Raw genomic sequence first — 19,512 nt, 5'->3', positions numbered from 1 at the left:
ACCCGGAGCCGAAGCTCCGGGTCGTTATGCAGCGACAGGGTGCTGCGGAAGGAGATGGATCAGGCGGTTTCGCCTTCGTGCAGGTCTGCGAAGGATCCCTTGGGCTCCTTCAGGAAGAAGAAGCAGAAGAAGGCCACGATCAGACCGGCCACGCCCAGGATCTGGAAGAAGGCACTGTTGGAAGCCGCGATCACCTCGGGGGTGGGCTCGCCGCCGCCGCCCATCCACATCGGCAGGAGGCTGAAGATGGTCAGGTAGGTCACAGCGCCAACGTTGCCGTAGGCACCCACCAGGCCGGCCACCTGACCGGTGACGCGACGCTTCACCAGGGGCACCAGCGCGAAGGTGGCGCCTTCACCGGACTGCACGAAGAAGGAGGCGAGCATGGTGATCACCACGGCAACGGCAATGCCGGTGGTACCGGTGAAGGTGCCGGGCTTGATCATGCTCATCACCAGGTAGCCCACGCCGAGTCCGGCGGTGAGGAAGCCCATGGTGTTCTTGCGGCTGCCGACGCGGTCGGAGATCAGACCGCCAGCAGGACGGGCGACCAGGTTCACGAAAGCGAAGCAGGACGCCAGGATTCCGGCGGTGGCCTTCGGCAGATCGAAGGTGGTTTCAAAGAAGGTGGGCAGCATCGAAACCACGGCCAGTTCGGAGCCGAAGTTCACGATGTAGGTGAGCTCGAGGATCGCCACCTGGCGGAACTCATAGCGATCTTCCTTGGGATAAACCTTGTTGCCGAGGATCAGGTCGCGGTTGGTGCGGATGATTCCCCAGGTCTGGAATGCAAACCAGACTGCGACGGCGCCGAGGGCCAGGGGGTAGGTGCTTGCGGTGAGGAAGCCCACCTTGGTCAGGCGCCAGCAGAGCACGCAGAGGATGGCTGCGAAGGGCACGTTCATGCCCAGCAGACCCCAGAAGTCGCGCATCGAGGTGACTTCCAGACCTGCGGTTTTCGCAGGGCGCTGATACGTCTTGCCGGGGGGGGTGTCGGTGACGTTGAAGAAGTAGAAGCAGCCGTAGACGGCGGAGACGATGCCGGTCAGAGCGATTGCACCGCGCCAGTTCAGAACTGCGCCGGTGGGCAGTTCGAAACCGCCGGAGAAGGAGAGGAAGCCAGCGAGGGCCACCATGGTGAGGGCGGAGAAGGCGGAGCCGAAGTTGCCCCAGCCGCCATAGATGCCTTCTGCCAGGCCGATTTCCTTGGGCGGGAACCACTCAGCCACCATGCGGATGCCGATCACAAAGCCGGCGCCAACGATGGAGAGCAGCAGACGGGCCACCACCAGCTGGTTGAAGTCCTGAGCGGACGCAAACAGCAGGCAGGGAATCGCCGAGAACACCAGGATCGAGGAGTAGGTGATCCGGGGTCCGAATTTGTCCAGCAGCATGCCGATCAGCACGCGCGCCGGAATGGTGAGGGCCACGTTGCAGATGGCCACTGTGCGGATCTGACCAACGGTCAGACCCAGGTCCGCTTTCACGGTGGTGGCCAGAGGGGCCAGGTTGAACCAGACCACGAAGGTCAGGAAGAAGGCGATCCAGGTCAGGTGAAGGGTTCGGTACCTGCCCTGGAACGACCAAAGGTCGCCAAGCATTGAGGAGAAGAGAAGGAACCTCGGGCTTCAAAAGGAAAGGTGCCCGGGGATGGCAAAACGGTCGAAAAGAGAATCCGTTTAACCCGCGCAGTTAATCAATTCGTCGGGCCCGTGTTTGGTCGGATTGGTTACCAATTTGTGTTTTTGTGTTTCCAGGCAAACATCAATGGGGCTGATTGATCGGATCAGGTGATCTTGTGCCGCAGCGGTTTGGTAGCGGTTGCAACTTTTGTGGGTTGTTGGACTTTGCTGGTGCAGATTGTTGGTCGACGATGTGAACCAAGGCTTGCGGGTTTGTGTGCTCAGTGGCGGAAGCAGCCGTCGCATGGGGCGTGACAAGGCCCTCTTGCCGCACCCCTCCGGTGGTGTCTGGCTCACGGCCCTGGTCGACCAGCTGTTGCCCCTCGGTTATCCGGTGCAGGTGTTGAGTCGTCATGCCGCCCATGCAGAGCTGCTGGCCCACCGGCCGGGATGTTCCTTGCTGCTGGAGCCCCCTCCCTGGAATGGTCCTCTGCAGGCGCTGGCCAGGCTGTTGCCGTCTCGGCCTGGGGAGGCTTTGTTGGTGCTGCCGGTGGACATGCCCCGTTTGCGCACCGCCGTTGTCCGGCAGCTGATCGCAGCCTGGAATCGTGCCCCCGATCAAGCAGCGGTGGCCCATGACGGGCAACGGCTGCAGCCGTTGCTGGCGGTGATCCCCTCCGGTTCTCCCTTCCGCTCCTGCCTTGATCAGCAACTGCAACGCGGAGAGTTGCGCTGGATGGATTGGTTGACCTGCGTTCCCCATCAGGCGGTGCGCTTGCCTCAAGAGGCGTTGGTGAATGCCAATTGCCCTGCAGATCTGGCAGCGTTGGAGGGATGAGCACGTCGTTGCCGCTCGCAGACCGCCTCAACCGGCCCATCGGGGTGTTGCGGTTGTCGCTCACGGCCCGTTGCAATCTCGCCTGTCCGTACTGCTGTCCGGATCTGGAGGAGCCCCCTGGCCTGCTCACGCTGGAGCAGCAGATGCGCGTGATTCGTGTGGCCACGCGCCTGGGGGCACAAACGCTGCGGCTCACCGGTGGAGAGCCGTTGTTGAGCCGGCGCTTGTTGCCGTTGTTGGAGGCGGTGGCCCAGGCCCGGCGGGATCGTTCGGATCCGATCGCTGGTTTGCAGGCCGTGGCGCTCACCAGCAACGGGGTGCTGTTGTCGGAACCGATGGCGCGGGCGTTGCGTGCCGCAGGGCTGGATCGCATCACGATCAGCCTGGATGCGGCGGAAGGGGAGGCAGCGGCGCGCATGGCTGGTCTCAAGGGTGGTGCCGTGGCTGGAGACCGCCTGGTGCGCCAGGTGCAGGACGGTATCGCGGCGGCCTGCGCCGCTGGCTTTGATCCCTCATGCGGCGAGCTCAAGCTCAATGCCGTGATCCAACGGGGGATCAATGACGATCAACTGTTGCCCTTGGCCGGTTTGGCCCGGCAGCAGGGGATCGAGCTGCGTTTGATCGAATACATGGATGTGGGCAACCGCAACCAGTGGACGCTGGATCAGGTGCTGCCGGCGGCGCAGATGGTGGAGCACATTCATGCCCGTTGGCCCCTGGAGCCTTTGGGTCGCCCGCGGGGTGGGACGGCCCGGCGTTGGCGTTATGGCGATAGCGCCGGTTCCATCGGTGTGATCGCCTCCATCAGTGAGCCGTTCTGCGGGGATTGCAACCGCTTGCGTGTCACTGCCGATGGGCAGGCGTTCACCTGTTTGTTTTCTGCTGAAGGCACCGATCTCAAGCCCGCGCTCGCCTCGGAGCGTCAGCTTGAGCAGGCCATGCGCCAGCTCTGGCAGCGGCGTCAAGACCGCTACAGCGAGGAGCGTGATCCAGCCGCCGTTGCGTCAACCCATGCGGAAATGGCGTATTTGGGGGGCTGAACCGTCGTGACCGTCACCGTTTTTGCCTGATGCCCTCGGTACAACGGGGCAGCTGAAGGATCCCGAAGGGTCCATCGACATGTTTGAACTGCTGGCCTACGAGCGCTTCCGCGACACTCCGTCGGTTCGTTTTTTCGACGTCACCGTGAACACCTCGAACGCGCGCGACCTGGTGATTCACAGCGGCCCCGCCGTGTCGCCCCCCAACGATCCGGAGAGCGGAGCCTGGCAGTTCTATCTCCATCCTCATCAAGAAGACAATCTGCTCGCGGCAAGCGGCGGCAGAACCTTCTTTCTGGTGAACCTGGCCTGGGAACAGCCGTTCCACATCGTTCGGCTTGAGAGCGGTGGTGACATCCTTCGCATCCCTCCTGGCACTTTCCACCGCTCGATCTCCGATCCCGATGGTTCCGTCGTTCTGAACCAGGCGGTTCGTGAGGAGGGCGCTTCTCTGGTGAGGGAATTCCGCGTCTACAACAGCGCCGAGATCCCGGCCTTGATGGCAGCCACCCACAGCTCAGCGCCGAAGCCCCAGTTGCACGGTGTGGAACCGTTGCTTCAGGCGGCCTGAACCAGGTTGCGTGAGGGGGTTTCAGATGCGGAGGCGTCCTCGCTGATCTGAATCTGCCAGTTCAGTTCACTGTTTGTTCCTGCCGGACCGTTGAAGCTGCCGCTCACGGCTGCGGTGAGTTCTGGCTTGGAGGAGGTGGCCAGCACCACATAGCGCTCGTTGACTTCTATCCCGGCACTGGGGTCAAAGCCCCGCCAGCCCGCCCCCGGCAGGTAAACCTCTGTCCAGGCATGCAGGTCGTACTCCTTCGGGGGAGGTTCCTGCAGTTGATAGCCGCTCACAAATCGGGCCGGAAGACCCACCACGCGGCAGCAGGCCACCATCAGCATGGCCAGATCACGGCAGGAGCCGATCCGTTCGCGCAGGGTTCGGCCCGCCGGCCAGGCGGGTCCCACATGGCGTTGGGTGTATTTCACCCGCTCTTGAATCAGTTCAATCAGTTGCTTCAGAAAGGCCAGGGTCTGCTGGTTGCTGCCCATCAGGGCTTCTTGGGTGAGGTCGATGGCCGAGGGTTCGTGTTGGCCGTTGGGCAACCAGCCCTCCAGGGCGCCCTGCAGATCGCTGTTGAGCTGGCCGCGTGGGTAGGGCAGGGGTGGTTCCAGTCCGTTGAAGCAGCTCTCCAGCGGGGTTGCCGGTCGGGTCTCCACCAGGCTGCGGGCCTCAAAGATCAGTTCATCAGTGCTGCCGAGAAAGCGGAGCCGTTGGATTTCATCGCCGCTGGCGGCCACCAGTTCCCGACGTTGCTCCGGTTCCGGCAGCACGTTGAGTTGGTGCTCCAGCAGGGTCTGAAACCCCTGCCCTCGAGGCCTCAGACAAAGGCGATGTTCCCCGAGGAACACCGGGGCGTCATACCGATACGTCAGGCGGTGAACGATGAGAGCGCGCATGCGGGATCGGTGGGGATGGAACGGAGGTCGGCGCTGGTGAAGTAGCGGGTCTGGATCAGGTTGTGGAGTTGGTTGAGGTCCTGCTGAAGCTGATCAATGGCTTCATGTAGACCGGCTTCAATCAGGTTGTCGATCCGCACGTAGCTCCAGCGGGCCAGGAGCTGTCCGCGCAAACAGTCGAGGTCATCCGGCGTGTCTTGGCTCGGGAGCTGCTGGATCTGTTGCAAGGTGTCGCTGATGCCCTGCAGGCAGTACCGCACCGATCGAGGAAAGCTGGGATCCAGCAGCAAAAAGCGGGCCACCGAGGCAGGGCTTATCGCGTGCTGAATGCTCTGGCGGTACATCTGATAAGCGCCCGCTGTGCGCAGCAGGGTGATCCACTGCAGTTCATCCAGCACGCCGCCCACCTCCTCAGGGGAGGGCAGCAGCAGGAAGTATTTGACGTCGAGGATGCGCGAGGTTTTGTCGGCGCGTTCGATCAGACGTCCCAGCTGGCTGAACAGCCAGCTCAAATCACGGCTCAGGGTGGTGTCGGTGATCCCGTACACGAGCTGGCAGCCGCGGCGGATGATCCGCAGTTGTTCCTGCACCGGTTCCCGCCAGATGTCTTCGTCGTCCTGCAGGCTCCAGTGCAGATCATTGATCTGTTCCCACATCTCCGTGGTGATCACATCCCGGATCTGGCGTGCGTTCTCCCGCGCCACCGCAATGCAGCTCACGATGCTGTTGGGATTGCTGCGGTCCCGCAGCAGGAAGTGCACCACCTGTTTGGGCGTGGCATCGGGGTAGGCCCTATCGAAGCGGTGGCGATCCCCCGTCACCTCCACCAGCGGCAGCCACGGTTCGGCGCTGCCCGGAGGACAGTCCAGTGCCATCGCTTCACTCACTTCCAGAAATCGCGAGATGTTTTCGGCGCGTTCCAGATAGCGGTTGATCCAGTAGAGCGAATCGGCAACGCGGCTCAGCACGGCACCGCCTCCTGGGGTTGCGGTGCCGCCATCCGTTGGTTGTCGACGATCCAGGTGTCCTTGCAGCCGCCGCCTTGGGACGAATTCACCACGAGCGAGCCGCGCTTCAGGGCCACGCGCGTCAGCCCCCCTGGACTTACCCAGCTGCTTGCGCCGCGCAGCACGTAGGGGCGCAGATCCACGTGGCAGGGGTAGAGCTCACCGTCACTGAGGGACGGCACGGTGGAGAGTTGCAGCGTGGGCTGCGCGATGAAGTTGCGGGGATTCGAACGGATCTTTGTATCGAAGTCCGCCAGCTCCGTTCGGCTGGCCTGGGGGCCGATCAGCATTCCGTAGCCCCCGGCTTCCGCCACCGACTTCACCACCAGCTGCTCGAGGTGTTCGAGCACGTAGCGCTGGTCGTCCGGTCGGGCACAGAGATAGGTGGGAACGTTCTCGATGATCGGCTCCTCATCGAGGTAGTAACGGATCATCGCCGGCACGTGGGCGTAGATCAGCTTGTCGTCGGCGACGCCGGTGCCCGGGGCGTTGGCGATGGCGACCCGTCCTTGACGCAGCACGTCGATCAGGCCCGGCACCCCCAGCATCGAGTCCTGGCGGAACACGGTGGGATCGAGAAAATCGTCGTCGATCCTGCGGTAGATCACATCCACGGGCTTGAGGCCGTTGGTGCTGCGCATCCACACCCGGCCGTCTTCGCACACCAGGTCGCGTCCCTCCACCAGAGGAATGCCCATCTGCTGAGCCAGATAGCTGTGCTCGAAATAGGCGCTGTTGAACACCCCGGGCGTCAGGATCGCCACGCGGGGGGTGTCACTCCAGGGCGCCAGGTCCTGAAGGGTGCGCAGCAGATGGGAGGGATAGGCGTCGATCGGTTGAACGGCACGGCCTTCGAACAGGCCAGGGAACAACCGTTTCATCACCCGACGGTTCTCGAGGAAGTAGGCCACACCGGATGGGCAGCGCAGGTTGTCTTCCAGCACCCGCCAGGTGCCATGGCCGTCGCGGATCAGGTCGAGCCCGGAGATGTGGCACCAGCGGTTGAGGGGCAGGCTGATGCCCTGCATCTGAGGTCGCCAACCGGAGGAACTTTCAACGTCTTCCCTCGGGATGACACCGTCGTTGAGAATCTGCTGGGGGCCATAGATGTCGGCGAGGAAGCAGTCGATGGCTTCCAGGCGTTGCAGCAATCCCCGCTCCAGGGTCATCCAGTCGCTGCGGCCAATCAGCCGGGGCAAGGGATCGAAGGGGAGGATTCGTTCGCTGCCTTTGAGCCCGGAATCGTTGAGGCGGAATGTGGCGCCGAGGCGACGCAGCAGCTGACTGGCCGAGGCATGGCTGCGGTTGAGCTCGGGCAATCCCATCTGCCCGAGTGATGTGAGCAACGTGGCCAGTTCGTCACGCGGCCTTGCCGTTTCACCGCAGAAATATTCGTCGAAGCCGACCGTCGGTTTGTAGTCGGTGAACATCCTGATCGCACAAGCGAGATGTATCCAAGGCGTCGCCCCACTCCACTTCGGGTGGTGGTTGCTACACATTCCGCAATTTCAGGCAAGAGGACGCTGATCGCCTGTTGTTTGGGTATCCGTAGGCACCTGAATCGAGGGCACAGGGCCAGGGCAGGCTGCCTCCTTTGCTTATCTGTTTTTTGAGTTCAAACGCTCTTCGCCTTGGATGAATTGCTCTGGGCGCGACTGATCTTTGCCCTTGGTGCCGTTGTGACTGCGGCGACGGTGGTGATGATTCTGCGCGGACACCTGTATTGGAACCGCAGGGGGTCGACGGATGTCCGCTGACTCGGTTCCCTTCCTTCAGCCCGGGATCGCCTGGGCGTTGGTGGTGCTGTTCTCTGTTCTCTGGGTGGCGCTGGGGATTGCCTGGGGCCGGCGTGGTCAAGGCAATGCCGACGACTACATGCTGGCGGGGCGCAACATCGGGCTGGCCTTGAGCACGGCCACGTTGATGGCCTCCTGGGTCACCGGCAACACCACCCTGCTCGCTCCTGAATTCGGCTACAAAACTGGCCTCTGGGGCATGTTCAGCTATGCCCTGGCCGGGCTTGGCCTGATTCTGTTCGCCCCCCTGGCCTCCCGGATCAAGCAGTTGATGCCCAACGGTCGCACCAGTGGCGACTTCATCCGATTGCGCTACGGACGCTTGGCCTGGTGGGTGTTCATGCTGATCACCGCGATCTACACCCTGGGCTTTCTGATGACCCAGGCGATGGGTGCTGGCCTGCTGCTGCAGGCCCTTTCAGGCTTCAATTACCACGTGGGAATGGTGGTGGTAATTGGTGTTGCCACCGTCTACACCCTGTTCGGCGGAATGCGGGCCGTGATCGGCACCGATTTCATCCAGTCGCTGTTGATCATGCTGCTGCTGGCGGTGGTGGCGGTGCTCGCCTTCCGTCAATTCCCGATGCCCGAGGTGCATGCCTCATTGCTGGCCCGGCATCCCGATCGGCTTGATCTGCTGCTGCCGGCGGGCTTGTTGATCGCCTGGAATTCCGCCCTCTTTTCGATGGGCGAGGTGTTTCACAACAACATCTGGTGGTCCCGGGTGTTCGCCAGTCGGCGCTCGGTGGTGATGACCTCTTTTGTTTTGGGGGGCATCGCCTGGATGAGCGTGCCGATGGTGACGGGCTCCATTGGCCTGGTGGCCCTGGCCCGTGAGTTGCCCCTTGAGCAGGTGAACATGGTCTTTCCTGTGATGGCGGCCGATCTGCTCGGGGCGGGTGGGGCGGCCTTGGTGTTTGTGGTGGTGTTTGCCTCGCTCACCTCCACCCTCGATTCCCTGTTGGCATCCACCGCCGATCTGTTGGCGGAGGATGTGTACTTCCGCCTGTTGCGGCCTCAGGCCAGCGACCTGCAGCTCAAGCAGGCGGCGCGGCTGATGGTGGTGGGACTGGCCGTCGTCACCCTGGCGCTGTCTTGGCCACGGCTGGATTCGCTGGCGTCGGTGCTGTTCTTCACGGGTGCCCTGGTGGCCTCCACGGTTTGGCCTGTGGCGTGTGGGCTCTACTGGCGCACGGCCAACCGCACGGCTGCCATTGCGGCCATGCTCGCCGGCAGCGTTGTGGGCCTGCTCGCCTATGTGCTGATCGCGCCTTACTGCGCTGCTGTGTTTTCGGCGGCCGTGTCGGCGATTGTGATGCTGATGGGCAGTCGCTTCTGGCCGGAACGCTTCGACTTCACCTTGTTGCAGGAGGAGGGATGATTCAAACGCTTCCTTTGATGGCCGGCCTTGTTGGTCTGTCGGGCTTTCAGGCTCTGCTGGTGGCCAGTCAGTTCGCCCTGGTGCTGTCGGTGCTCGTGTTGCTGCTGATCTGGTGGGTGGAGTGGCGCAATGGCCGGGTTTGGTGATGTCTCCTTTGGCCGTCCACCCCAGCACAATCCTTTCCGGATCTTTGCTTAAGAAGCTGCTTCTTCGTGGACGCAGCAGTGTGGTTGTTGTTACCGGTAAAAGATGTAGTTCCTGGCTTTAGCACTCGGTTTGGCAAACAGAGTGTTGATCCGATCCCGCTATGGCACAGGCCAAAACAGCAGTTGTGGACGCGTCTTTGGTTCAGATTCGGTTTGAGCCGATGGGGCCCGATGTCTACGGGCAGAACCAACCCCAGGAGCTGCTGGCTGCCATTGCCGAAGACGTTGAGCCTTTGAAGGATTTGGTGGATCAGCACGTGGTGTCGATCCAACCGTTTCGCCCCGAGGTTTTGTTGCAGGTGTTTCGCCTGGCGGCGAAGTTTGAGAGCAATCCAGATCGCTATTGCCGTCACAACACGCCACTCACCGGCAAGATTCTGATCAACGCGTTTTACGAACCAAGCACGCGCACCCGGCTGTCCTTTGACAGTGCCTGGCACCGACTCGGCGGTACCTCCATCAACATCACCGACAGGGCCACCACAGGGATCGCCAAGGGCGAGTCTCTCGAAGATGTCGCCCATATGTTCAACAACTACGGCGATTGTGTGGTGCTTCGGGATAGCGATCCCGGTGCCGTCTACGCGATGACGTCAACCCTTCGGATCCCGATCATCAACGCTGGAAATGGGATCGATGAACATCCCACCCAGGCGATGGCCGATCTGTACACGATCTTCAAGTGGCGCCCCAAGCTTGCTGAAGCTGAAGTGGCACCCGCTGATCGGATTCGCATTGGGATCGTCGGAATCCCTTCGCGGATGCGAACGGTTCGCTCCCTGTTGAGGATCCTGGCCAAATTCCCGCAGACCGTGGACGAGGTGGTGGTGATTCACGCCCCCGAGTTGGAGCCGGATCAGCCGCTGTTCGACCCAGGACAATTGGAGGAGCTTGAAGCTTGTGGGATGAAGGTGCGCTCCAGCACGGATCTTCAGGCTGAAGTGCCCGACTTGGATGTCGTTTATATCAATGCCATTGCCTGGGTCGGCGACTCCTATGAAGTACACGGCGGAGGATTCCGCCTCACCCGCGACATGCCGTTCAAACCGGAAGCGATCGTGCTCCATCCCTTGGCGCGGGGAGCGGAACTCAGCACCTGCTTGGATGACACGCCCCACAACTGGTATTTCAGCCAGGCCAGGGGGGCCGTGTTCCTGCGGATGGCCCTGCTCACCTGCATGGTGGATCGAGCCGAACGCGTGATGGATGTGATCTGAGGTGGACTGATGTGTGGAATCGGGGGTGTTTTCAATGCCGACCGTCAGCAGACGGTGGATCGCCAGCTGCTGGTCAACATGGCGGCGATTCAGGCCCATCGCGGGCCCGATGGCTTCGGTGTTGAGGTGCTCGATCAGGCCGGCGTCGGCTTCTGCCATGCCCGCCTTTCGATCATTGACTTGAATGAGTCACGGGCCCGGCAGCCCTTCCTCACCGATGACGGTGAGGTGCTGATGGCCCACAACGGTGAGTTCTACGACTTCCAGCGGATCAGGGCTGATCTCACCTCCCAGGGGGTGCGCTTCAGCAGCAAGAGCGATTCCGAGATCCTGCTGCGGCTGTACCAACGCCAGGGTTTGGAGGCGACCCTGCCTCTGTTGCGCGGTGAGTTCGCCTTTGCCTTGTTTGATCGGTCCGAAGACTGTCTTTACCTGGTGCGGGACCGCTTCGGCATCAAACCGCAGTACTGGGCGATGACGCCTGAGGGTCTGGTGTTCGGTTCCGAATTGAAGGTGCTGTTCGCCCATCCGGCGGTGGAGCGACGTTTTACCTCGGAGGGTCTGTTCCACCAGTTGATGCAGACCATGGTTCCCGGGACCACTGCCTTCGCCGGGGTGCATCAGGTGAAGCCCGGCCATGTGCTGAAGGTGCAACGGGTGAATGGGCATCTGGAGGTGTCGGAGTCGACCTACTGGGACGTCGACTTTCCGCGCAAGGACGAGCGGGACCCCAAGCGAACCGAAGCCGACCACATCGCTGCCGTTCGTGCGGCATTGCTGGAGGCCGTTGAACTGCGCATGGTGGCCGACGTCCCGGTGGGTTGTTACCTCTCCGGCGGCATCGACAGCTGTTCGATCCTCGGCTTGGCCTCAGCCGTGAGCCAGGCACCGGTGAAGGCGTTCACGATCGGATTTGACGATGCCCGTTACGACGAGTCGCCGATTGCCCGCGAGATGGCCGAAGCCACCGGCGCTGAACAGGATCTGATGCGTCTCTCGGGTCAGGAGCTCTATGGCCACATGGAGCGCACCATCTGGCATGCGGAGCGAACGATCTACAACACCCTGGCGGTGGCCAAGTTCTTGATGAGCCGCCATGTCAATGATGTGGATTACAAGGTGGTGATGACTGGCGAAGGCTCAGACGAGCTGTTCGGTGGCTATCCCGCCTTTCGCCGCGACATGTTTCTCCATGGTCTGGATGACCTGCCGCAGGAGGAGCGCGCCAGCTGGGAAAGCCTGTTGCAGCGGTCCAATGCCCTGGTGAAAGGGGCGATGTTGGCTGAAAATCAGGTGGATGACCCCGATCTTGATGCGGTGGTTGGCTTCACCCCCAGCTGCCTTCAGCCGTGGCTGGCCTGCGCGCCCTTGGTGCCGGAGCTTCTGGCGCAGTCCCATGCCGAAGCCCTGAAGGGTTACTCACCGGGCAAGGCGATTGCCGCGCAACTGGATGCGGATCAACTGGACGGGCGCCATGCCCTGGACAAGGCCCAGTACGTCTGGATCAAGACCATGCTGGAGGGCCAGATCCTCACCTGGGGTGGCGATCGGGTCGACATGGCCAATTCCATGGAGGCGCGACCTGCCTTCCTCGATCACCATCTGGCTGCGGTGGCGGTGCAGGTGCCGCCCGAATTGCGGATCAAGGGGAAAACCGAGAAATACGTGCTGCGGGAAGCCATGGCTGGCCTGTTGCCGGAGGTGCTGTACCGGCGTGAGAAGTTCGCCTTCATGGCCCCGCCAGCCCACACCGAGCCTGAGAAATGGGAGCAGATGAAGCAGCTCGCCGACGACTACCTCAGTGATGAGGCGATCGATGCCGCTGGTTTGTTGAGCAAAGCCGGTGTGCGCGCCTTGTTTGCCCGTCATGAGGACCCGGCCACCACCGATGCTGAGCGTGTGCAGATGGATGCGGTGATCAATCACCTGCTGGGTGTGCAGATGCTGCACCGCATGTTTGTGGCGGAAGACGTGCCCGCGTTGGCCCGCCGCGAGGCGGACCGACTGGGCTGGCGTGTGCTGATGCCCGTTTGAATTCTTTGGTCAGGATTAAATCGTTGCGCTAGCTACAAGGTTCCGCGGTCTTTCAGGTGACTATTGACCTCCGTTTGAAACGAAGGTCACGGCATTGCCCACGCTCATCTCGGCTTCTCCGACCACCCCTACTGGGATCGAGCCAAGCAAAGTTGTCGCACGTCCGAATCGTGACCGGCTGATCGGAACGATTGAGCAGCTGGCCAGTATTGGTGCCAAGCCCGATGGCAGCGTCTGTCGACGCGGGTTCTCGCCCGAGGATGTGCAGGGCCGTGAGTTGCTGGCCCACTGGATGCAGCAGCTCGGCATGCAGGTGCGTGTTGATGCCGCTGGCAACTTGATCGGACGTCTGGAAGGCCTCGATCCCCACCGCCCTGCCCTGGTGACCGGGTCGCACCTCGACACGGTTCCCACCGGTGGACGCTTTGACGGTGCTCTGGGGGTGTTGGCCGGTCTCGAAGCCTGCCGCGCGCTTCAAGACCAGGGCCTGCGTCTGCGGCATGGCATCGAGTTGATCGCCTTTGCCGACGAGGAGTCGACCATGGTGGGTTGCAAGGGCTTGGCGGGCACGGCCTGCGATGACCCGAAGAGTTATGCCACCAGCAACGGCCAGCCGATTCAGGACAACCTGGCGCGCATCGGCGGCCATTGGCCCTCCCTGGCTTCGGCCCGACGCTCCGACGAGGCCTATGCCGCTTTCCTGGAGTTGCATGTTGAGCAGGGTGGCGTTCTTGAGCAACGCGGTGATGCCATTGGTGTCGTGGAGGGAGTTGTTGGTCAGCGACGGTTCAGCATCAATGTGCAGGGCCAGGCCAACCACGCCGGCACCACACCGATGGGGCTGCGACAGGACGCCCTCGTGGCGGCCTCGCGGATTGTTCTTGCCGTCGAGGCCATGGCCTCCCGTCATCCCGGAGATCCGGTGGCGACGGTGGGTCGACTGGAGGTCTGGCCCAATGCCGCCAACGTTGTTCCTGGCGCTGTCGCCCTGACCGTTGACCTCAGGGATGTGGATCCCACTGTTCTCGATCAGTTGGTGGAGGAGTTGATGCAGCAGGTGGAACGAATCGGTGTTGAAACTGGCTGCCCGATTGTGGTGGACCCCCAGTTCAGCGTTGATCCCACCCCTGCTGATGCGGTGGTGATGGCCACGATCGCTGAGGCCGCAGCCGATCTCGGCTTGTCCCACAGCCATCTCCCCAGCCGCGCCAGCCACGATGCCCAGGAAGTCGGCCGCCGCTGGCCAATGGGCATGATTTTTGTGCCCAGCCGGGGTGGTCTGAGTCATTCCGCGGCGGAGTTCACCAGCGACGAGCAGTGCTGGGCAGGCACCGCGGTGCTGCTGGAAACGTTGCAGCGGCTCGACCGTCAGCTGCCGTGACCTTTTCGATCCTTGCTCGAGACCCCAGCAACGGCCGCTTTGGCGTGGCTGTTGCCACCTGTCACCTGGCCGTTGGATCCACCGTGCCCCACATCCGCGCCGGTGTAGGTGCCGTCGCCACCCAGGCCCACACCAATCCGTATCTGGGGATTTGTGGTCTTGAGCGCCTTGAGCAGAGTTCCGATGCCGAGAGCGTTCTGGCCAGCTTGCTGACGGATGACCAGCACCGAGACCGGCGTCAGTTTCACCTGATCGACCTGGACGGTCGCACGGCCTGTTGGACGGGACAGGATTGCGGCCCTTGGGCAGGGCATCGCCATCAGCGTGATCTGTCTGTTGCCGGTAATTGCTTGGTGGATGAGGGCGTGCTGGCAGCCATGGAGCAGGCCTTTCTCACCAGCGACCCCAGCTTGAAACTGGGCCGCCGCCTGATGATGGCTCTCCAGGCCGGGGAAGCGGCTGGTGGTGACCATCGTTCTCCCTTCTGCACGTCAGCGGCGGTGCAGGTGAGCGGTGAAGCGGCTTTTCCGCTGTTGGATCTGCGCGTTGATTTCCACGAGCGCGCCGTGGAGCAGTTGATGGAGGTGTATGAGCGCAGTCAGGCTCTCTGGGCCCAGGAGTGGCGGGATGAACTGTCGGAATTGCCGATGCTCAACCGCTTGGTGGCTTGAGCCTGCTGCTTCGTTGACGCTTTTAAAAAAGCCCTGCAACACAGCCGTGTGCAGGGCTTTGTTAGGGATTCAATTCAGGCGTGTTCAGCTAGGGACGGATGCTTCCCACTCCACGTTCAGGCCGGCCTGACGGGCGTCGGTGATCAGGTCATCGATGCAATCCATGCCAAAGGCGGCTTGTCCAGACAGCAGGGCATCCCATTCCTGAGACGGAAAGTGGGTCTGCAGCCAGAACACTCCATGCACGCTGGAAGGACTCACTTGCACGAGGCCTTGGTCGAGGCGAGAGGTGATGAGATCCAACGTCTTGGCTGAAGCTGGACCTATTACGCCTCAATCCTCGGAACTGGAATGTTCGAGTTGCTACGGATTAAGAAGTTGGCCTAGCGCGTGTAGCCCACGCCGCGGTAAACGAGCTGCACCGGAGTGCGGTGGTTGTTGATCTGGCGGGCTTGGTACACGTTGCGGCGGTAAACCAGCTGCACCCCGGGCTTGCCCTGAGTGGCGTTGTTTTGCTGGTACTGATGCCCGCGATAGAGAAGGGTTGTCATTGGATGGTCCTCGAAGCAAGCTCAGGTCCCCGTTCCATGGCCTGAGGCGAACTGCGCTTCGCGCGATGCGAAGTGAACGATCGGTAGCTGTTGCTACAGAAATATTGAAGCTCCTGCAAACGCCGAAGTGGTGTTCAGGTTGATACCTCTTCAGAAAAGTTTTTGGTTTTGTTTATTTTTGTGCGTAGGAATTAGTGGGTCTGGCTGATCTCAATCAGTTGATTGAGCACAGCATTGAAGAAGTTTCGGCCTTGTGCCTGAAGCGTGGTGCCCAGCCTGCGCCAGTCCTGGGTCAGGCGATCGGGCCCTTCAGCTCCAAGGGCGTTCACCACGTAGTCGTGGTCGTTGGCGATCCAGCGTTCCAGCGCATCGCCATCGATCTCGAGGTGGCATTGCAGGCCAATGGCGTGGGCTCCGATCCGAAACACCTGTTCGGCGCAGTGCAGTGAAGAACCCAGCAGGGTTGCATCAGCCGGGAGGTGGATGCGATCACCATGCCAATGCAGCACCAGAGTGCTGCTGGGTTGCCCTTTGAGCAGAGCCTCATCACTGGGATTCGCGACCCAGTGGATCGCGCCGAGCCCCAGTTCCTTCAGTTGCTGCGGTGGTGCTCCCACCTGCAGCGCTTGAACGCTGCCCCCTGCAGCCACAGCCAAGAGCTGCGCCCCGAGGCAGATGCCCAGCACCGGTTGGCGTTGCTGGTGCCAGGCCCTCAACCAGTCCAGTTCCTGCTGCAACCAGTCCATGCCTGGTTGGTCGTGATCGTTCACGCTCATCGGGCCACCGAGCACAAGGGCGATGCTGTTGGCACACGCCCTGGGGTCCGGCAGTGGGTCGCCCCGGTCGGGCCTCAGGATCTCGAGTGTCAGGCCCCGCTGCCGCGCCAGCTCTCCCACCAGTGCGGCGTCTTCGTGGTCCACGTGTTGGACCACCAGCAGCGTGGGGCTCAAAGCAGCAGGTAGCGCTGGGCGAGGGGCAGCACCTCGGCGGGCTCACAGGTGAGCAGCTCACCGTCGGCGAACACCTCATAGGTCTGTGGGTCCACGCTCACCTTGGGCAGCGCTGAATTCAGCTTGAGGGCGCTCTTGCCCACGCTGCGGGTGTCCTTCACCGCCATGCAGGTGCGCTCCAGCCCCAGCTGGCGTTGGATGTCGGCATCCATCGCCGCTTCGCTCACGAAGGTGAGACAACTGGGCGCGAGGGCTTTGCCGAAGGCGCCGAACATCGGCCGGCCGTGCACCGGGCCTGGGGTGGGAATCGAGGCGTTGGCATCGCCCATCTGGGCCCAGACGATCGAACCGCCCTTCACCACCAGTTCCGGGCGAATGCCGAAGAAGCCAGGCTTCCAAAGCACCAGATCGGCGAGCTTGCCGGTTTCGATCGACCCCACCTCGGTGCTGATGCCGTGGGCCAACGCCGGGTTGATCGTCACCTTGGCGATGTAACGCTTGAGGCGGTGGTTGTCGTTGCGAGCGGAGTCTTCCGGCAGGGCACCGCGCTGCACCTTCATCTTGTGGGCGGTTTGGAAGGTGCGGGTGATCACCTCGCCCACGCGGCCCATGGCCTGCGAGTCGCTGGCGATGATTGAGAAGGCGCCCAGGTCGTGAAGGATGTCTTCGGCGGCGATCGTTTCGCGCCGGATCCTCGATTCGGCGAAGGCCACATCCTCGGGGATCTTCGGATCGAGGTGGTGGCACACCATCAGCATGTCGAGGTGCTCCTCGAGCGTGTTGCGGGTGTAGGGCCGGGTGGGGTTGGTGCTGCTGGGCAGCACGTTGGCCTCGCCGCAGATCTTGATGATGTCCGGGGCATGGCCGCCGCCGGCGCCTTCGGTGTGGAAGGTGTGGATGGTGCGTCCCTTGATGGCGGCGATCGTGTCTTCCACGAAGCCGGCTTCGTTCAAGGTGTCGGTGTGGATGCACACCTGCACATCCATCCGATCGGCCACAGACAGGCAGGCATCGATGGTGGCGGGCGTGGTGCCCCAGTCTTCGTGCAGCTTCAGGCCGCAGGCACCGGCGCGCACCTGTTCTTCCAGCGCTTCCGGGGTGCTGGCGTTGCCTTTGCCGAAGAAGCCCAGGTTCACCGGCAAACCTTCGGCGGCCTGGAGCATCCGTCCGATGTGGAAGGCGCCGGGGGTGCAGGTGGTGGCATTGGTGCCTGTTGCCGGTCCGGTGCCGCCGCCCATCAGGGTGGTAACGCCGCTGGCCAGGGCCGTTTCGATCTGCTGGGGGCAGATGAAGTGGATGTGGGTGTCGATGCCACCGGCCGTGAGGATGTGGCCCTCCCCAGCGATGGCTTCGGTGCCTGGGCCCACTACGATCGTCACCCCTTCCTGGGTGTCGGGGTTGCCGGCTTTGCCGATGCCAACGATGCGGCCGTCCTTGAGGCCGACATCGGCTTTGACGATGCCCCACCAGTCGAGGATCAGGGCATTGGTGATCACCGTGTCGACGGCGCCCTCGGCTCGAGGGGTCTGGGATTGGCCCATGCCGTCGCGGATCACCTTGCCGCCGCCGAACTTCACCTCATCGCCGTAGACGGTGTAATCCTTTTCGACTTCCAGAATCAGATCGGTGTCGGCCAGGCGAACCCTGTCGCCGGTGGTGGGTCCGTAGGTCTCGGCGTAGGCCTGGCGGGAGATGCGGTAGGGCATGGGTCAGGCGTCGAGGGGTCCGTTGATCTGGCCGTTGAAGCCGATGACGCGTCGCGAACCGGCGAAGGGAATCAGGTTCACGTCGCGGTTGTCGCCGGGTTCGAAGCGGATGGCGGTGCCGGCGGGGATGTCGAGCCGTTGACCGCGGGCCGCGGCCCGGTCGAACTGCAGGGCGGCATTGGCTTCGGCGAAATGGAAATGGGAGCCCACCTGTACTGGCCGGTCGCCGCTGTTGGAGACGTTCACCGTGGTGAAAGGCCGGCCTGCATTCAGCTCCAGTTCACCCGGTTCGGGAAGCAGTTCGCCTGGAATGAGAGGTGCCATGGGTTCTGCCTCAGCGAATCGGGTCGTGCAGGGTGACGAGCTTGGTGCCATCGGGGAAGACGGCCTCGATCTGCACCTCATGGACGAGCTCGGGCACGCCCTCCATCACCTGGTCCTGACGCAGCCAGGTGGTGCCTTCCTGCATTAGCTCCGCCACGCTCTTGCCGTCACGGGCGCCTTCCAGCACCAAAAAGCTGAGCAAAGCCACCGCTTCGGGGTGGTTGAGCTTGAGGCCACGGTTCAAGCGCCGCTCGGCCAGCAGTGCGGCGGTCACGATCAGGAGCTTGTCCTTTTCCTGGGGACTGAGATGCATGGCGAAGCTCGGTCTTCTTCAGTGTGTCTCCGCTGCGGCCTCGAAAGCGTTCACGGTGGACGCTTGTCGGCGCAGAGGCTGTTCCTGCAGTGGCCAGACCCTGGGGATGCGAGGCCGTGCCAGCTCCCGGATCTTTCGCGTTCGCTCCCAGATCCGACTGAACCAGAAGCGGGCATCACGGCTTGACTCACCGGAATAGCGGGCGATCAGGCCCTGATTTAGGGCGCCGCAGCGCATTGTGCCCGTCAGGCCTTCGCGGTCGGCCCGCGCTCCCTCCAGCAGGGTTGCTGTTGTTTCGGCACCCATGGCCATCGGTGCGGCCCAAACCAGTGTTCCGAATACTGGGGCGCCTCCCAACCCATGCGGGCTGTCCAAGTTGGCGCCGCCGAGCTCCACCCGATCCGCCAGCTCCCAGGTTGAGCGGTTGCCTGCAAGGCGCTGAATGGTGAGGCTCGAGCGCCACCGTCCCTGCTGCAGGGTTTCGCCGGCGGCGGTTCGGCCCAAGCGCACGATCTCTGCGCTGAGAAAAGAGGCGTCCTGCGGCAGGGTCACCGTCAGCTGCTGCTCGAACAAAGCATCGGCGTACAGCACCAGTTCCTGCGGCAGCCATTCGAAGTCACTGCCGCTGGCCAGTGAGCAGCGCACCTGTTGATGGGCAAAGCACCCCTCGGGTTGCAGGCGGCTGCGGCCGATCGATCCGTAAACCTTCTGCGCCGCCACGCTGGTGATCAGGCCGCGGCTGTTGGCCTCAAGCTTGAAGTCCAGGCTGAGTTGATCGCCGCCCACCAGGCCTCCGGCGGTGTGCAGCACCGGCAGCTCGCAGCGTCCGTCATCGCCGCGTTCACTGCGAAGCAGCTTGAACGGAGCCGTGCAGCCCCCCTGGTGTTTGGTGCTGCCGTTGGTGGCAAAAAACTGCAGGTCGCAGCGGCCGTGCCAGGGATCGAGACGTTGCATGGCCTCACGCTCCGCCGCCACCGGCTTCAACTCTGTAGCAATGCACACCAAACTGCTGCTGAT

The 19,512-nt window shown here is 62.6% G+C and carries 20 protein-coding genes; 9 read left to right on the top strand and 11 right to left on the bottom strand.

Going from position 1 to position 19,512, the window contains the following annotated elements; genetic code table 11:
• Nucleotides 1-59: 59 nt before the first annotated feature.
• Entirely contained in the window at nt 60-1,601 is a 1,542-nt protein-coding gene (locus tag DXY33_RS01075; RefSeq protein ID WP_006852085.1) for a NarK family nitrate/nitrite MFS transporter, read from the bottom strand.
• A 262-nt stretch (nt 1,602-1,863) separates the two neighbouring features.
• Here DXY33_RS01075 and DXY33_RS01070 point away from each other — a divergent pair, with 262 nt between their 5' ends.
• From DXY33_RS01070 to DXY33_RS01060, 3 genes are all read left to right on the top strand, one after another.
• Nucleotides 1,864-2,460: a molybdenum cofactor guanylyltransferase gene (locus DXY33_RS01070; protein ID WP_256377182.1), complete on the top strand. Its 597-nt coding sequence runs from the start codon at nt 1,864-1,866 to the stop codon at nt 2,458-2,460.
• Nucleotides 2,457-3,500 carry a GTP 3',8-cyclase MoaA gene (locus DXY33_RS01065; RefSeq protein WP_115131382.1) on the top strand — a complete coding sequence of 348 codons (1,044 nt, stop codon included), beginning with the start codon at nt 2,457-2,459 and terminating at the stop codon, nt 3,498-3,500. The genes DXY33_RS01070 and DXY33_RS01065 overlap by 4 nt, the downstream gene beginning before the upstream one ends.
• A gap of 79 nt (nt 3,501-3,579) precedes the next feature.
• Nucleotides 3,580-4,071 (top strand): redox protein, encoded by a 492-nt coding sequence (locus DXY33_RS01060; RefSeq protein WP_114988886.1) that lies wholly within the window; start codon nt 3,580-3,582, stop codon nt 4,069-4,071.
• Here DXY33_RS01060 and DXY33_RS01055 read toward each other — a convergent pair.
• Genes DXY33_RS01055 through DXY33_RS01045 form a run of 3 tightly spaced genes read right to left on the bottom strand, consistent with a single transcriptional unit; the run spans nt 4,059 to nt 7,395 of the window.
• On the bottom strand, nt 4,059-4,958 hold the full coding sequence (locus DXY33_RS01055; protein WP_115131381.1) for a transglutaminase family protein: 900 nt from the start codon (nt 4,956-4,958) through the stop codon (nt 4,059-4,061). The genes DXY33_RS01060 and DXY33_RS01055 overlap by 13 nt on opposite strands.
• Nucleotides 4,931-5,926 (bottom strand): alpha-E domain-containing protein, encoded by a 996-nt coding sequence (locus DXY33_RS01050; RefSeq protein ID WP_115131380.1) that lies wholly within the window; start codon nt 5,924-5,926, stop codon nt 4,931-4,933. The genes DXY33_RS01055 and DXY33_RS01050 overlap by 28 nt, the downstream gene beginning before the upstream one ends.
• Nucleotides 5,920-7,395 (bottom strand): circularly permuted type 2 ATP-grasp protein, encoded by a 1,476-nt coding sequence (locus DXY33_RS01045; protein ID WP_115131379.1) that lies wholly within the window; start codon nt 7,393-7,395, stop codon nt 5,920-5,922. Before DXY33_RS01045 ends, DXY33_RS01050 begins: the two co-directional genes overlap by 7 nt.
• Nucleotides 7,396-7,711: 316 nt before the next feature.
• Here DXY33_RS01045 and DXY33_RS01040 point away from each other — a divergent pair, with 316 nt between their 5' ends.
• The 6 genes from DXY33_RS01040 (at nt 7,712) to DXY33_RS01020 (ending at nt 14,651) form a co-directional block, all read left to right on the top strand.
• The gene (locus tag DXY33_RS01040) at nt 7,712-9,142 is read left to right on the top strand and encodes a sodium:solute symporter family protein (protein WP_115131378.1); all 1,431 of its coding nucleotides are present in this window, start codon (nt 7,712-7,714) and stop codon (nt 9,140-9,142) included.
• Nucleotides 9,143-9,159: 17 nt separating this feature from the next.
• Complete coding sequence (locus DXY33_RS12785) at nt 9,160-9,288, top strand: hypothetical protein (protein WP_255477651.1); 129 nt, start codon at nt 9,160-9,162, stop codon at nt 9,286-9,288.
• Nucleotides 9,289-9,449: 161 nt separating this feature from the next.
• Nucleotides 9,450-10,565 (top strand): aspartate carbamoyltransferase, encoded by a 1,116-nt coding sequence (locus DXY33_RS01035; protein WP_115131377.1) that lies wholly within the window; start codon nt 9,450-9,452, stop codon nt 10,563-10,565.
• A 9-nt stretch (nt 10,566-10,574) separates the two neighbouring features.
• On the top strand, nt 10,575-12,599 hold the full coding sequence (gene asnB, locus DXY33_RS01030) for an asparagine synthase (glutamine-hydrolyzing) (protein ID WP_115131376.1): 2,025 nt from the start codon (nt 10,575-10,577) through the stop codon (nt 12,597-12,599).
• A gap of 94 nt (nt 12,600-12,693) precedes the next feature.
• Complete coding sequence (locus DXY33_RS01025; RefSeq protein ID WP_115131375.1) at nt 12,694-13,980, top strand: Zn-dependent hydrolase; 1,287 nt, start codon at nt 12,694-12,696, stop codon at nt 13,978-13,980.
• The gene (locus tag DXY33_RS01020; RefSeq protein WP_115131374.1) at nt 13,977-14,651 is read left to right on the top strand and encodes a DUF1028 domain-containing protein; all 675 of its coding nucleotides are present in this window, start codon (nt 13,977-13,979) and stop codon (nt 14,649-14,651) included. Before DXY33_RS01025 ends, DXY33_RS01020 begins: the two co-directional genes overlap by 4 nt.
• Nucleotides 14,652-14,735: 84 nt before the next feature.
• Here the strand turns inward: DXY33_RS01020 and DXY33_RS01015 are convergent, their stop codons facing one another.
• The 7 genes from DXY33_RS01015 to DXY33_RS00985 form a co-directional block, all read right to left on the bottom strand.
• Entirely contained in the window at nt 14,736-14,912 is a 177-nt protein-coding gene (locus DXY33_RS01015) for a hypothetical protein (RefSeq protein WP_244275797.1), read from the bottom strand.
• A 122-nt stretch (nt 14,913-15,034) separates the two neighbouring features.
• Complete coding sequence (locus DXY33_RS01010) at nt 15,035-15,202, bottom strand: DUF4278 domain-containing protein (protein ID WP_114988753.1); 168 nt, start codon at nt 15,200-15,202, stop codon at nt 15,035-15,037.
• 191 nt (nt 15,203-15,393) lie between these two features.
• Nucleotides 15,394-16,134 (bottom strand): type 1 glutamine amidotransferase, encoded by a 741-nt coding sequence (locus tag DXY33_RS01005; protein ID WP_305791050.1) that lies wholly within the window; start codon nt 16,132-16,134, stop codon nt 15,394-15,396.
• Between the two features lie 14 nt (nt 16,135-16,148).
• A complete protein-coding gene (gene ureC, locus DXY33_RS01000; protein ID WP_115009788.1) occupies nt 16,149-17,858 on the bottom strand; it encodes an urease subunit alpha in 1,710 nt (569 codons plus the stop codon).
• Nucleotides 17,859-17,861: 3 nt separating this feature from the next.
• Nucleotides 17,862-18,182, bottom strand: a complete 321-nt coding sequence (locus DXY33_RS00995; protein ID WP_115131372.1) for an urease subunit beta — start codon at nt 18,180-18,182, stop codon at nt 17,862-17,864.
• Between the two features lie 10 nt (nt 18,183-18,192).
• Nucleotides 18,193-18,495, bottom strand: coding sequence for an urease subunit gamma (locus DXY33_RS00990; RefSeq protein ID WP_115131371.1), 303 nt, complete (start codon nt 18,493-18,495; stop codon nt 18,193-18,195).
• An 18-nt stretch (nt 18,496-18,513) separates the two neighbouring features.
• Nucleotides 18,514-19,449: an urease accessory protein UreD gene (locus tag DXY33_RS00985; RefSeq protein ID WP_115131642.1), complete on the bottom strand. Its 936-nt coding sequence runs from the start codon at nt 19,447-19,449 to the stop codon at nt 18,514-18,516.
• Nucleotides 19,450-19,512: the final 63 nt, after the last annotated feature.

Source organism: Synechococcus sp. N26 (assembly GCF_900473975.1).
Classification (GTDB): domain Bacteria; phylum Cyanobacteriota; class Cyanobacteriia; order PCC-6307; family Cyanobiaceae; genus Parasynechococcus.
The sequence above is the reverse complement of the archived record's forward strand: the minus strand, read 5'-3'. Positions and strand labels throughout refer to the sequence as shown.